This window comes from Sphingobacterium sp. IITKGP-BTPF85 (assembly GCF_001006065.1).
GTDB lineage: Bacteria > Bacteroidota > Bacteroidia > Sphingobacteriales > Sphingobacteriaceae > Sphingobacterium > Sphingobacterium anhuiense.
Window position 1 is genome coordinate 1 of record NZ_ASZT02000003.1, and the last position, 13,635, is coordinate 13,635.

Sequence of the window (13,635 nt, forward strand, 5' to 3'; positions counted from 1 at the left end):
GTTTATCAGCTCAGACACCCCGCAAGGACATCGGGGTGAATGGGCAGGTAAAATCTGAGCTAACTGGTGTTGTCGTATCCTCCTCCGATGGTACACCACTGCAAGGAGTGTCTGTGCGAATCGAGGCCGAAAACTTACAGGTAAAAACCTCCAAAGATGGAAGGTTTCAATTGACGGTCAGTAATAAAAGCGGAAAGATCAGATTCTCTTCCATCGGTTTTAAAAGCCAAGAATTGAGTTATAGCGCAGGAGTATCAATGACTGTGAAATTGATAACTGAAGATAACCAGCTTGATGAAGCTATGGTTATCGCTTATGGTACCACGACCAGAAGATATGCAACAGGATCTGTCACCAAGGTCAGTGCTAAAGAAATTGAAAAACAGCCAATTTCTAATCCAATGCTAGCCTTACAGGGATTGGTTCCGGGATTGGAAGTATCACCTAATAGTGGTATTAATGGAGGATCTGTTAGCCTAAAAATAAGAGGTACAGCTTCTTTAGCACAAGGCACCGAACCGTTAGTCCTATTAAACGGTAATCCAATTGCAGTCAATGGGCAGGGTATCTCCCAATTGACAAATGCAACAGGACCGAGTGGCTTAAGTCTTTTCAATGGTATTAATCCGGCCGATATCGAAAGTATAGAAGTTTTGAAAGATGCCGATGCGACAGCAATATATGGTAGCAGAGGTGCGAATGGAGTTATTTTGATCACCACAAAAAAAGGCACTTCTGATCACTTGCGTATTAATTTCAATGCTACTAATGGGCTTTCTGTTCCTTCTAATACGATGAAAATGATGACGACAGCGGAGTATTTGGGTATGCGTAGAGAGGCATTTTCAAATAGTAAGGTTACGATGAATGAAACCAATGCTCCTGATTTATTAGTGATGGATACGACTCAATATACTGATTTTACTAAATACCTCGCAGGCTCAACCAAATATTCGCAAGATTGGACTCTAGGATTAGCAGGTGGAAGTGATCGTACTAGTTTTAGAGTTAATCTGGGTGTTCAGAAAGAAAATTTTCAAGTATCTGATGATCGATTTTCCAAACGATATACTTTTTCTAGCAATCTGAATCACAGTTCGAAGGATCGGAAATTTAATATGGATCTTTCAATCAATCTATCAAATAATGAATCTCAGCTTCCAACTTTTGACCCATCAGTCTATCTGACGCTACCCCCGCATCTGATACTTCGTAATGCGGACGGTACTTTAAATTGGCGTGTCGGCTCATCTAGTTACAGCAGTCTGGGGTTGAGTAATCCATTGGGAATGCTGGAGAAAAGTTATACCGGTAGATTTAATAATTTATTTGCCAATCTTTCGATCTCTTATGAAATTCTAGACGATCTGAAATTGAAACTTTCTTCAGGCTATACCTGGGGGAATAATAATGAATATTCTTTCAGCCCTAGCACAAGTTTGGATCCATCGACAGCAAATTTACCATTTGCACAATCGGCTATTGGAAATAATAATAGCTGGATACTAGAGCCTTATTTAACGTATAATAAACTTGTCGACAAACACTCATTTAATGGGGTAATAGGTGGTTCAGCTCAGTATAGCATGGGGCATAACACGGTATTAATGGGCTACAATTTTGTAAGCGATCTCTTTATTAAAGACATCGTCAATGCTGGTTTACTGATTCCTAGTAATTCCAATTTTGAATATAAGTATGCCGCAGTCTTTGGCCGTGTCAATTATCAATATGATAAAAAATACTTATTGAATGTTTCCCTACGTGAAGATGGTTCTAGTCGATTTGGACCGGGGAAAAAATATGCTCTTTTTTATTCTGTTGGTCTGGGTTGGATATTTTCGGACGAAAAAATAATAAAATCTGTGATGCCATGGCTTACCTATGGAAAGTTAAGGGGAAGTATTGGACAAACGGGAAATGATGGGATCGGAAATTATATGTACATGGATACCTGGACAGGAGTTGGGTCTGCATATAACGGTGTGACGGCTATGCAACCAACAAAACTATTTAATCCAAACTATTCCTGGGAGCGAAACCGAAAACGGGAACTTGCTCTGGAGTTAGGAGTATGGAACAACCATCTATTATTAGGTGCATCTTACTTTCATAATATAAGCGATAATCAATTGATCCCTTATAAGCTTCCTTATCAAACTGGTTTTACCAGTATCATTCAAAATTGGCCTGCTAAGATTAAGAATGAAGGATACGAATTTACAATAGATAGCAAAGTGCTCAATAGAGATAACTTTAGTTGGAATATTAAGTTCAATCTATCGGTTACAAAAAATAAATTGATTGATTTTCCGAACTTAGAAACTTCGTCCTATGCGAGCCGCTATGTGGCAGGTGAGTCTCTATCTGTTAAAAGAAGTATAAGTATTTGGGTATTGATCCTGATCAAGGGATTTATATGTTTGAAGATAAGAATGGAGATGGGGTGTTTAATACGCTAGATCAAAACCAATTGGTCAACCTCGACCCGAAATTCTATGGAGGTTTAATGAATACAATTAGTTACGGCCAATTGACAGTGGGTATATTGTTTGATTTTAGAAAACAAAAAGGAAACTCGTATATCACTTCATTGCCTAATGCTCCTGGATATGGCTTAATTAATCACCCGCAAACAATGTTGGCAAGATGGCAGAATAATGATGCCGAGTATCAGCGCTATGTTGCTGCCGCCACAGACCCTGCTTATCAAGCCGCACAACGATTTGCTTCTTCGGATGGTGCTATTGTTGATGCTTCTTTTATCAAACTGAGAAACTGTTACATTAATTACCATTTACCGATGAGAAAAAAAACCTGGGTTCAGGCTGTTGATTTCTTTCTGACAGCTCAAAATCTATTGACCTTCACCCGGTACGAGGTTGCAGATCCTGAGATTCAAAATCCATTTATCACCTCTCCAATGCAGACGACTTCACTGGGGATTAAATTTGTTTTTTAATTATGAAAAATGTGATGTTAAAATACACGATTATGATTGCTGTTTTTTGTCAATTTATATTGACGTCTTGCGAAAAATGGGTCGAAGTAGAATCTCCGGGCAACCTGATCGCTTCGGCAGATGTTTTCTCATCTCAAAAGGGATATGAGGCTGCTATGGCAGGACTCTATATGCAGATGCGGAGCCATCAGAGTATTTCAGGAGGTGGGCTTTCAAGTTATGTGTCTTTAGGATCGGATGATTTGATGACTACTTCTACAACGGTAGCTAATGAAAGCTTGTACCAAAATACGGTATTGAGTTCCAACTCAATCGTGAGTAATTTTTGGATGAATGCCTATAAAGCGATCTATCGAACAAATTTAATTTTAGAAAAACTGGAGCAAGACGAAGTGCTGACCGTGGCGGTTCGAGATAATTTTAAAGGGCAAGCGCTTTTCGTGCGATCATTTTACTATTTCTACTTAATGCAGCTTTTTGGAGATGTGCCCTTGAGCACAGAGACAGACTATACTAAAAATAGTAAAATAGGACGTACGCCTAGTAATCAGATTCTCCAACAAGTTACAGCGGATCTGAAATTGGCGACAGCACTGATTGGAAATCAATTGTCAAAGGAACGTGATGTTCCGGAGTTGAATGCTGCATATACGCTACTGGCTCGGGTGTATCTTTACCAAAAGGACTATGATCAGGTAATTACTACTTGCGAATGATCTTGAACGATCCAAATTTTAAACTTGAATCTAATGTGAATAATACATTTTTAAAAACAAGTAAAGAGACTATCTGGCAATTGAGTAGTACGACTGCCGCAGTATCTGAAGGAACTTTATTTATTCCTAGTTCTGCTAATATAAAGCCTGTTTTTACGATTTCAACGAGTCTATTGGATCAATTTGAATCGACAGACTTACGCTTGAAGAACTGGATTTCAACACAAGTGATCGCAGGAATCGCGTATCCATATCCGGCTAAGTATAAGAATTATAATTCCTTACCGCCAAATGAATATGCTGTAGTTTTTCGATTATCAGAAGTTTATCTGATGAAAGCAGAAGCGCTGATTGCGATGAATGTCTATCAGCAGGCTCAAGATGATATCAATCAAATTCGCAAGCGCGCAGGGTTGATGGATATACAAAGTCTTGATCCGATTGTCCTGAGGGAAGCATTAATAAAAGAATGGCGCTCAGAGTATTTTGCCGAATGGGGGCACCGTTGGTTAGATCTGAAAAGGTGGGGCCTGATCGATCAGGTATTGACAGATTTAAAACCGAATTGGGAAACTACAGCGCAATGGTTGCCGATACCGCTTTCAGAGATTCAAACAAATATATTTTTAATACAAAACCCAGGATATGATGACTAATATATATCGCGTAATAATGTTTCTAGCAGCTGTGCTATTAGTGCAGACTACCACAGCGCAAGCCTTAAAGATAGGTAGCTCGTTGAGCGTGGATCTGAATGCCATGATTGTTAATTCAGACCTTCATAAGAGTGAAGAGACGGGGAAATATAAATTAACGATACTAGATTTTTGGTCACATTTTTGTTCAAGCTGTTTAAAGTCTATGCCAAAGATAAATCAATTACAGGAACAATTTGGAAATAGCATTCAGATCATTTTTGTAAATAAGGAAACGGATATTCAAAATAAAAAAATGTTCACGACAAAGCCATGGCTTACCCAACCAAAAACAAAAATGATTGCAGGAGATACACTACTGCATCAGCTTTTTGATGTAAAAGGGATGCCCCATATTGTATGGTTAGATAGCAATTTAACGGTTCAGCATATCACAGAAGGACAAGATCTCAATGAAAGCAATATCTTGAAGTTTATTGAATCTGACTCATTAGAAATGAACGTAAAGGTGAAAACTGCTTATATTCCAAGCTTATTTGATGAGCGTTATAGAAAAGACTTAATTGCCTATAGCTATTTAGCAAAAGCACAATATGAAAAAAGGATCGGTAGTAATAAAGAGAAAGGTCATTTAGCTACAGATGTTTCATGGTCTAATATTTCCGTTGAGCTATTATTTAAAAATGCTTACGAGCATGTCTATAAGCGTAGTTTTAATAGACTTTGGGAGTTATCGGTTATAGGCGAAAATATAGACCGCTATTTTCAGAAACCCGGTAAAGGAGAGGAGTATAGGTATGATTATGACCTGCGTGTCCCAAAGGAAAAAGTAAGTAAGAAGTTTCAATTCATGATTGAAGATTTAGAACGGTATTTTCCTATAAAATCTAGCATAGATACAGTAACAATACCGGCCTATGTTCTTTTACGATCTTCGGATAAAGATTTATTAAAAACAAAGGGTGGTACTGAGGCATTTAGTTTCAGAGGACTGTCTAGATTTCCTAGGGGAGGAGAGACTGAGTTGGAAGATCATCGAATATTAAAAAATAAGCCTTATCAATTTTTTAGTAATGCCATCAAAGGTTTGGTCGAAACGGGTACGGAGACTCCATTTGTTGATTTAGTGGATTATCAAGGAAATGTAGATGTTGTTTTTGATGCTTTAACATTTGATTTTTTCACGTTGGAGGGTTTACTGGAAGAATTGAAAAAATATGGTTTGAAATTGGAAATGAGAAATATGCCTGTTGAAAGACTTGTGCTGAAAGAAGTGAAATAATCAATATTGGAAAACATATGGGGAAATTTTCCCCATATGTTTTTTTAAGTTAGTATTAACTTTGATTAATTTGATGGTCGGCACTTAATGCAGGCCCTGCAGGAGACCCAGTTGCCTGAGGACTTTCATAACCTCTTAAACAAACTTCTGAAGTGTTGTCACTACACTGAGTAATTTGTTTTGAACCGCCGGGCATAGACTCCGTTTTGGATTGTGGAACTGATGGATTTAGATTTTCTAAATTTCCAATGTTCCCAGAAGCATCAATTTCATACCAAAATAATGGTGGTTCTGTCAATAAACTTTTTGACTCCTTGTTCCACTCTGCAGCCATCAATGATGTGCCTGCGATACCCACAGCTACTATAGCCACGAGGTATTTTTTAATTAGTTTTATCATTTTCATGATCTTTAGATTTATAATTTTTTTATTCTTCTATTCCCAAGGGATCGAATTTTCTGTACGGTGCCATCTATCCCAATTATTGAATACCATAAAAACCATTTGGCTGGTAATGCCCTTTCCCCAGATTAGCCTAGAATCCAAGTGCCGATGTATAGCGATTAGCGATTTTCTTATTCACATTTATACTGCCTGCGCAAAGTTTAGTCAGCTTGCATGTATGCCGATTTAATAATCGGTCATCTCAGTATGAAAAGCTGTTAAGTCAAAATTGGGAAGAACTTTTTGCAAATATTTGCGCTTTTAATGCCTAATATTTGTGATTTTGATGCCAAATATTTGCACTTTAATGATATTGTTAGGCTGGTAAAATAATAATGTCGAACTCATTTAGAGATATCGACATTATTTACTTCAAGAATGGAGGGATTTTACTACTTGTTAATAATCTGTCAATCATAGTTACGTTGTTGCTGACGTAAATACTCACGGCTCATTCCCATGAACTGTGCGAGTTCTATTTGAGTCACATACTTTGTAATATTCGGATACTTTTCCAGTAAAAAAGGGTATTTGTCAATATTGGGCAAATCGCGTAAATGCTGTCTATAATCCAGATAATTTTGCTGTTTCTCCATAAGGCCGATATAGATCGGTAAAAGATTCGGGTTTTTCGCATTGATCTCATACAGCTGCTTCCGTGTGGTCATAAAAGTCCTGCAGTCACTCAGTGCAATAAACTGATAATTGTGCCTATGGTTTGGGATCATCAGCGATTCGCCTCTAATGGCATACCGTACCGGACATGTTTTTATATACTTTCCAAATATACCTTCTGAAATGAGGTAGAGTTCACCCAGTTGTTGGTCAGGTACTCGCCCTTAACAAAGCGGATCTCCTCAAATGCATCCGTCAATTCAGGTATTGCAGATACCCATTCTCCATGGATGTCTTTTAAAAAACTGGCTAAAATCTCTTCTTTACTTTTCTTCATAATTAAGTATTGGCTGGTATTGAGCATAAAATAGACCCACAATTTATTAAACGATGTTTGCAAAATCAATTATTGGGAAATAAAGGCATATGTAGGGACGAATCACCTTGATAGAGGGATGAATTCAAATATTTAGCGAGGGTATTTGGATGAAATATCGTTTTATCCCTCGATAAAGCAATATTTCCCAATTATTTTTTATTTAAAAAGCAAATTTCATATTTGTTCTGCTGGCCAGCAAAAAGGATAAATAACTGCCTCATTAAGGCAACGGGATTGACCTGACCCGGATGGTTATAGGTCGTAAACGAAATAGACGATTATGGAAGTCGAAATTCAAAAAATCGAGCCGGTAGTCTTTGAAGGAAGTTCAATCTTTGAGCTTTTTACTGAAGATACTCCACTAATTGATTTAGACAGCGACAAGTGCTGGCCTTCTTCATTTTAGTTAGGAGAAATGCTTTCCCGAGCCAGAGAGAAGCTGTCTTCTCTCTGGTTCTTTGAATGATGCTATCCATACGCTATAAACGATATGAAAGTACAAGAAAAACAAAATCTACACCGGTTGATGTGGCTGGCAAATGTCCAGCAGTTTTTTCAGGACAAACCGGTTTCAATCTTATGGGAGCATTATACCACATGGATCAACAACCGAGATAATTTTGAAACACTATACCGGGAATTCCCTTTAAAAAGGCTGTGTGAATTGAATAAGTCCAGCATTGATCGGGTCGATATCACTGGGATCTTGATCACTTTTCACTATGGTCCATACCGCCTGTTACCCAAATTGCTGGTGCAAATGGGTTATCAGGTCACTTTACTAGTATCCGGGGCTGTATTGAAACGAGAACTTAACTATTACAGATCGGAACTGGAAGATGCTGGACTGTTACAAGACCAATTGGAATGTATTGATGCAAACCAAGCAAACTCACTCCGACATATCCTGCGGGCTATTAAAAATAAACGCTTGGTGTTGATGTTCCTGGATGCCGATGAAGGTGTGGGAAAAGAGGAGGAGGGCATCGGTGAACACAAGCTGGCTGTTCCTTTTGGGAGCCACTTCTTTTACTGGCGGACCAATATTTTTAAACTGGCGTGCCGTTTCGGAATTCCTGTCCACTGCACATATATGAAGCGGGCAAATAACCCTGTGCAATGGAAAATAACACCTTTTATGAATATTATAGATACCACGAACGGATCGTCAGAAGAATTGATGATGCGCGCATTTTCTGCTCTACAGATGGCATTTCACCAGATGATGAATCAAGGCTGGATTTATTGGGAAAACTGGGCTTTTATACATCAGTATAATGGGCAGGGTGCAATTGACAAAAAAGGTATTACGGCAAAGGGAAGCTGGCTGGCACCGTTCGAATATAACCGTAAAAAATATTTATTTGACGTAAAGAACAGACAATTTTTTGAAGTAGCTTCTTGTTTTACCGACAGTTAATTATTATGTTTGAGTTAACCTTTTTATAGAATGAATATTCAATCAAACCTAACATCAATCCAGCATAGTCTTTTGAAGCGTATGGCTATCTGTCTGGTAATCTTACTGCTGGGCCTGACAATTGTCAATTTCGGTAAGCTCCATCTTTTTACGCCACTGACTTTTACCCTCTATGTATTGCCTTTTATGCTATTTTTTTCCGCAATGTATACCTGTTACCGAATGGCGCTTACAAAGGGTAGGTTATGGTTTTTATGGTGGTTGTTACTTATACTGTTCGTGGGGATAACGTATAGGTGTGTCAAGTATTATTATTATGATCTGGTACCGCTATTTTTCAAAGGATTTACCAGCGCTTGGAAACCAGAACATCGAACCGAGCTACTTTCCCGAATTAGTAGTGGTCTGCTTTTTTTTGTTGCGATCGTGGCTGCCGATTATTTTGCATGGGCACATTTCTATACGAACGCGCTTTCCAAAAAAGTACAGGCACAGCTGCACAGCATGTCGGACGTCCAATTGCTGTCGGGTCATTTTATGAGACGGCTGTACAATATTGTCCGCATGCAGCGGAAATCTGTTCAGAGCGAAAGCCTGGATTTCTTTCAGTATGTGACCGATAAAATAGCTAAGCCTACAGTACTGGTCCCTTTGAAAGAGGAATGGCATTACTTAATGCTTTTGGTTTCTTATAGCACGGACCGCAGTTTTATTGTCGAAGGTGATGAATTGCTGGATCAGGCGATGTGGAATAGATCTGTTCCAACGCTGTCATTGATGACCTGGATTGAAAATGCCATTGCTTATAGTCCCTGTGATCCGGTTGAGCCGATTGTCATCCGTTGGACAAATGTACCTCAGGGGATGCAGCTCCAGATCAAAAATTGTATCGCCTCGACAGATCTGCAGCATGGGACAGGTAAAGGATTACAACTTGTTAACAGGCTGTATGAGCAGATGAATAACCAGTTTATTGAACTGGAATATGCTCTTGATGATCAAAAATACTTTGTTATTAAATTAACCTTTAAATCTTAATAGAATGGCCAAATATGATGTCATGATTATCGATGATGATTTATTCGATATTCGAAAAGCTGAAAAAGCATTAAGGGGAATTCCGCAGATGGGAGAAGTTAAGAGCTATACGAAAGCCATTGATGGTTTTAATGCAATAATTGACAATCCTCCTGATGTCTTATTGCTGGACGTTGAAATGCCCGACATGTCCGGACTGGACCTTTATCTTACTTTACCTGTTGATAAAAGGCCGCCAGTTATTCTGTACACCAAAACAGAAAAATATAGTTATAAGGGCATTAAAATAGCTGCTGCAGATTATCTGATCAAACCTGTCAGTTTTCCGGATTTATATATTGCCTTTAAGCGCGCCCTGGAGCAGAAAAATATCACGGTTAAGATTGATTTGGAAATAGAACCGAGTGGACAGTGGTTCAAATTTAAAAACACAGACCGTTTTATTAAATTCAGTGATGTGGTCGCGATTGCATCTATCAAAAATTATGTCATCTTTCATTTACGTCAAGCAGAGGAGGACTTTGAGTACCGCCTTACGATGGAACAGGCTGAACAGCTTGTGCCAAAGAGAACCTTCGTAAGGGTACACCGCGGTTTTATTGTCAACACTGATTTTACAACAAAGATAGTTGATAAAACGTTCGTACTGCCGGACCGACCGGATCTGCAGCTTAAAGTAAGTGATGTGGGACTAAAACGACTGTACAAAATGAATTGATGGGCTTACTTTTATAAACCTAAATATATAACTATGCGTAAAAATCGCTATTTAAGGGGCTTTCTCATAAGCCCGGGGTATTCCTATGCCCAAAAATTAATCTTGTTGGAGCTTCTGGCTACCAAGCGTAAGTTGGCCAGCTATCTTGAACTTCGGGATCAGATGGAGGAGGATAACATGCTGTTGCGAGATGCGGACTATGTCAAATCTTACGTGGGTATTTCGACAGAAACGCTCTACCGTTTGCAACGGGACGGGTATATCTGCGTTGCCAAACGCACCCGAAACAAACGGTATTACCGTGATGTAGATGTGGAGCGTCTGCGGAATAGTTACCGTGGATAGCGGTAAAGGATCGCCCGATCTTTTGCTATTCTTAACTACAATTTTGCAATTCGTCCCTCTCTTTTGGAGGGACGAATTTTTTGAAAATTGTACCCATCTTTCAGAGTGACATGATTCTTATTTTCTTATAACCAACTTCTGCTTTTACTTTAGTTTTCTTCGACCTGGCTTCGGGATTTCATCGGCGGACATGCATGAAATCTCGAAGCGCACCCGAGGCCGAGCCGATAAAATGGTGGAATTGGTTAGGAATTAATTACCTGTTGATGTCTCTGTTTTTAAGTGAATTTTGCACTCATTTTAGCCTCAAGTTTTGTTCAGCTCGGCACCTTATCGGTCAAAAACCCGATGCTGTTCGGTCACTGATCGGTCTATCATTACACATCTATTTGTAATTGTTTTTTAGTGTTTTATGTTTGTTATGTCAATCGATAGTACCGGTATAAAAGAGGTTGATTTTAATTTAAAAAAAATATGGGAACAATCGTAAATGGAGCAAATGGAGGTTTTAAAGGTAAAGCCGGCTCAGTAATAGGAAGTAGTTGGAAAAGTATCAACTATATAAAGGGACTTTATAAAAAGAGATCAAAGCCCGCTTCGGAGTTGCAGATGATGCAACAGGAAAAATTCAGAACATTGATGCGGTTTCTGCTTCCCATCAATATGTTTTTGAAAATTGGTTTTGGACGTAAAAATACAGAACGTTTAACGCCGATCAATGCGGCTTTTCAGTTTAATCTGAAGCAGGCCATTACGGGTACGTATCCGGCCTACTCCTTGGATTACTCCAAGGTCAGCATATCCGATGGCGGATTATATGGCGGTGGCACAGTGTCCGTTGCACACGCCGCAGGTGAGCTTACTTTCACCTGGGATCCGACCGCCAATGATACTTTTGAGACTTTTGGTGATGATATGGTCTTCGTGCTGGCTTATCATCCGGAAAAAGATGAGTTCATGTCTTCACCGGCTCCGAGTACTCGGGCAAGTGGGGAGATCAGCTTTATTATTTCAGAACATCTTCAAGTAGGTATCGTACATACCTGGATGTTTTTAACCAATAGATCTAAAACTAGAGTATCAAAAAGTGTATACCTGGGAGAGGTATTACTTAACTAATTAAAACCCCGGGTCAGGCCTATCCGGTCTGACCCTTTTTTCTAAGGTATTTTAAAATATGGCAAAAGGATCGTTAGTCCTGCGCAGGAAAGCGTAAGGACTGCATTTAAAATGGCTGTTGCTTTTTTGACTCCGTTGAAAGGGGTGATCAAAAAGGGTTTTGCCGAAAAGGCTAGACGTAAGAAATCTGTCGCGTCAGCTTTGGCGCTTGGGCATGTGTTGCATGCCGCAATAAAGATAACGGATGGTCAACCTCAGGTTGATCCGGCAGAGGTCATGTTAAGTGAGGGTGCTCTGGCACCTATTCGGGTAGAGCAGATCGTACGTTCTACTGATCGTATCGAAGTGCTGCACAATTGGTTTCCTTCAGATTTCAGTGCTGGAGATGATTGTCTTACGCTTTGTGCTTATCAGCTCGACAAGGGTTATGCTTTTGTGAATCAGCAGATCTGGCACCGACAGGAAGGAAAGATAATCGTTCAGCTGCCAAAAGGTTTTCAGGACGATGGTCTACACCTGTACCTCATGGCGAGTGACCGTTCGGGAAGCAAATATTCCCGTTCTCAATATTTAGGATATTCAACAAAATGAAAACAAAACATATCCTGTTGCTCCAACGGATTCATGGAGCTAAGGGAACGAATGGAACTATTACCTATAAAGGTGAGCTCATCTGTCATACCATTGAACTCCCAGATCGTAACAATATCCCCCGAATAAGCTGTATCCCGATAGGTCAGTACAAACTGGAAAAGCGGCGTTACCCAAGACATGGGGAGCAGATCGGTATTCCGCATGTATTAGGACGAGAAGCGATCCTGATTCATGCTGCAAATGATGCGCTAAAGGAACTCTTAGGGTGTATCGCTCCGGTAACAACTTTAACAGGTGAAGGTAAAGGTGATTTCAGCGGAAAAGCATTGGCGAAACTGAAGGCTTTAGTCTACGAAATGTGGGATAAAGGGGAAGAGGTTTATTTGGTGATTAAATAGTGACACAGTAACGTAGTAACGGAGTAACCAGTGACGAAGTGACGAGTATGATTCTAACCTACTCACTCACTCACTTCCTAACTATTTACGAACCTTATACCATTAAAACATGAAAAAGATAATTCAAAAAATAAGTGCTGCGCTACAAGTGGTCTTGCTGGCGCCGATTAAATTGCCGGGAAAGGCATTAAATATTATTAAATACATTGCTCTGGGACTTGGTGTGGTGGAGACTGTGCTGGAGGATAAGGACAAAAAAAGAGAGGAAGATTCTCTTAATGCTGAACAGAAGCTATCGGATAAAGGAAAGGAGGTGCTTGATGAAGATGAATGATATCCGTATTGGGACTATTGGTGGTACGCTCTGTTCGATATGGGCTAGCTTTTCTATTGGTGATGTGCTACATACTGCCTTAATGGCTGTTGTGGGGACGGTCGTGAGTTATGTGACAAGCCGGCTATTGGGAAGAATGAGGAAAAAGTAATAAGAAAAGGCTTATCTGTTGTCGGATAAGCCTTTTTTCGTAAGGGTTGTTGAATACACCATTCTGAAGTAGATTCGTACTCCAGCAAATGTAGATTATGATTTGATCCTGTTGTTCTAAACGCAAATCATATCACTATAATATTAAAAACTGTATTAAAATATACCCGATCTGTATAAGGTGGACCGGGTATAGAAAAATTTACTTCGTAACAGGGATCAGACTGATTGAACTTATCTCGGGAAGCGAGTTTCCTTTGATCTCCAGTGCCTTTAATTGAATTTGCAATGCCGCATCACCGAGCGCCTGTTTGTGAACTGTCGTTGTAACGGCTTAAAAATTCTTTTACAAATTCATCATCATGAAGATCTTGATAATCGCGATAGACACGGTCAATTTCTTCTTTTTGACCTATTGAAAGTTTTTCATTGATATTTAGACACCATATACCTTTCATAAGGCC

The 13,635-nt window shown here is 39.4% G+C and carries 18 protein-coding genes; 14 read left to right on the top strand and 4 right to left on the bottom strand.

The window, feature by feature from the left end; all coding sequences use genetic code 11:
* From L950_RS00695 to L950_RS00715, 5 genes are all read left to right on the top strand, one after another.
* Window positions 1-2,462, top strand: a 2,462-nt coding sequence (locus L950_RS00695) for a SusC/RagA family TonB-linked outer membrane protein (protein ID WP_021191695.1), incomplete at its 5' end; no start/stop codon positions are given.
* Window positions 2,420-2,962 (top strand): hypothetical protein, encoded by a 543-nt coding sequence (locus tag L950_RS00700; RefSeq protein ID WP_021191696.1) that lies wholly within the window; start codon window positions 2,420-2,422, stop codon window positions 2,960-2,962. The genes L950_RS00695 and L950_RS00700, both read left to right, overlap by 43 nt.
* Window positions 2,963-2,964: 2 nt before the next feature.
* A complete protein-coding gene (locus tag L950_RS00705; protein ID WP_021191697.1) occupies window positions 2,965-3,678 on the top strand; it encodes a RagB/SusD family nutrient uptake outer membrane protein in 714 nt (237 codons plus the stop codon).
* Window positions 3,679-3,713: 35 nt separating this feature from the next.
* Window positions 3,714-4,334 (top strand): RagB/SusD family nutrient uptake outer membrane protein, encoded by a 621-nt coding sequence (locus L950_RS00710; RefSeq protein ID WP_197086156.1) that lies wholly within the window; start codon window positions 3,714-3,716, stop codon window positions 4,332-4,334.
* On the top strand, window positions 4,324-5,616 hold the full coding sequence (locus L950_RS00715) for a TlpA family protein disulfide reductase (RefSeq protein ID WP_021191699.1): 1,293 nt from the start codon (window positions 4,324-4,326) through the stop codon (window positions 5,614-5,616). The genes L950_RS00710 and L950_RS00715 overlap by 11 nt, the downstream gene beginning before the upstream one ends.
* A gap of 55 nt (window positions 5,617-5,671) precedes the next feature.
* Here the strand turns inward: L950_RS00715 and L950_RS00720 are convergent, their stop codons facing one another.
* From L950_RS00720 to L950_RS00730, 3 genes are all read right to left on the bottom strand, one after another.
* Window positions 5,672-6,016, bottom strand: a complete 345-nt coding sequence (locus L950_RS00720; RefSeq protein ID WP_156169469.1) for a hypothetical protein — start codon at window positions 6,014-6,016, stop codon at window positions 5,672-5,674.
* 455 nt (window positions 6,017-6,471) lie between these two features.
* Entirely contained in the window at window positions 6,472-6,729 is a 258-nt protein-coding gene (locus L950_RS00725) for a hypothetical protein (RefSeq protein ID WP_021191701.1), read from the bottom strand.
* A 101-nt stretch (window positions 6,730-6,830) separates the two neighbouring features.
* A complete protein-coding gene (locus tag L950_RS00730) occupies window positions 6,831-7,013 on the bottom strand; it encodes a hypothetical protein (protein ID WP_156169470.1) in 183 nt (60 codons plus the stop codon).
* Between the two features lie 532 nt (window positions 7,014-7,545).
* On the opposite strand from L950_RS00730, the gene L950_RS00735 reads away from it, so the two are divergent.
* The 9 genes from L950_RS00735 (at window position 7,546) to L950_RS28315 (ending at window position 13,172) form a co-directional block, all read left to right on the top strand.
* Window positions 7,546-8,475 carry a hypothetical protein gene (locus tag L950_RS00735; RefSeq protein ID WP_021191703.1) on the top strand — a complete coding sequence of 310 codons (930 nt, stop codon included), beginning with the start codon at window positions 7,546-7,548 and terminating at the stop codon, window positions 8,473-8,475.
* A 30-nt stretch (window positions 8,476-8,505) separates the two neighbouring features.
* A complete protein-coding gene (locus L950_RS00740) occupies window positions 8,506-9,513 on the top strand; it encodes a hypothetical protein (protein ID WP_021191704.1) in 1,008 nt (335 codons plus the stop codon).
* A gap of 4 nt (window positions 9,514-9,517) precedes the next feature.
* Window positions 9,518-10,231 carry a LytR/AlgR family response regulator transcription factor gene (locus tag L950_RS00745; RefSeq protein ID WP_021191705.1) on the top strand — a complete coding sequence of 238 codons (714 nt, stop codon included), beginning with the start codon at window positions 9,518-9,520 and terminating at the stop codon, window positions 10,229-10,231.
* A gap of 105 nt (window positions 10,232-10,336) precedes the next feature.
* On the top strand, window positions 10,337-10,576 hold the full coding sequence (locus L950_RS00750) for a MerR family transcriptional regulator (RefSeq protein ID WP_197086157.1): 240 nt from the start codon (window positions 10,337-10,339) through the stop codon (window positions 10,574-10,576).
* A 474-nt stretch (window positions 10,577-11,050) separates the two neighbouring features.
* Window positions 11,051-11,695, top strand: coding sequence for a DUF6266 family protein (locus tag L950_RS00755; RefSeq protein ID WP_021191707.1), 645 nt, complete (start codon window positions 11,051-11,053; stop codon window positions 11,693-11,695).
* Window positions 11,696-11,764: 69 nt separating this feature from the next.
* A complete protein-coding gene (locus L950_RS00760) occupies window positions 11,765-12,286 on the top strand; it encodes a DUF6266 family protein (RefSeq protein WP_262506939.1) in 522 nt (173 codons plus the stop codon).
* On the top strand, window positions 12,283-12,687 hold the full coding sequence (locus L950_RS00765; RefSeq protein WP_021191709.1) for a DUF5675 family protein: 405 nt from the start codon (window positions 12,283-12,285) through the stop codon (window positions 12,685-12,687). The genes L950_RS00760 and L950_RS00765 overlap by 4 nt, the downstream gene beginning before the upstream one ends.
* 109 nt (window positions 12,688-12,796) lie before the next feature.
* Window positions 12,797-13,021, top strand: coding sequence for a hypothetical protein (locus L950_RS00770; RefSeq protein WP_021191710.1), 225 nt, complete (start codon window positions 12,797-12,799; stop codon window positions 13,019-13,021).
* Window positions 13,005-13,172 (top strand): hypothetical protein, encoded by a 168-nt coding sequence (locus L950_RS28315; RefSeq protein ID WP_197086158.1) that lies wholly within the window; start codon window positions 13,005-13,007, stop codon window positions 13,170-13,172. The genes L950_RS00770 and L950_RS28315 overlap by 17 nt, the downstream gene beginning before the upstream one ends.
* Window positions 13,173-13,467: 295 nt before the next feature.
* On the opposite strand, the gene L950_RS31410 is transcribed toward L950_RS28315, so the two are convergent.
* Entirely contained in the window at window positions 13,468-13,629 is a 162-nt protein-coding gene (locus L950_RS31410) for a hypothetical protein (RefSeq protein ID WP_231576741.1), read from the bottom strand.
* Window positions 13,630-13,635: the final 6 nt, after the last annotated feature.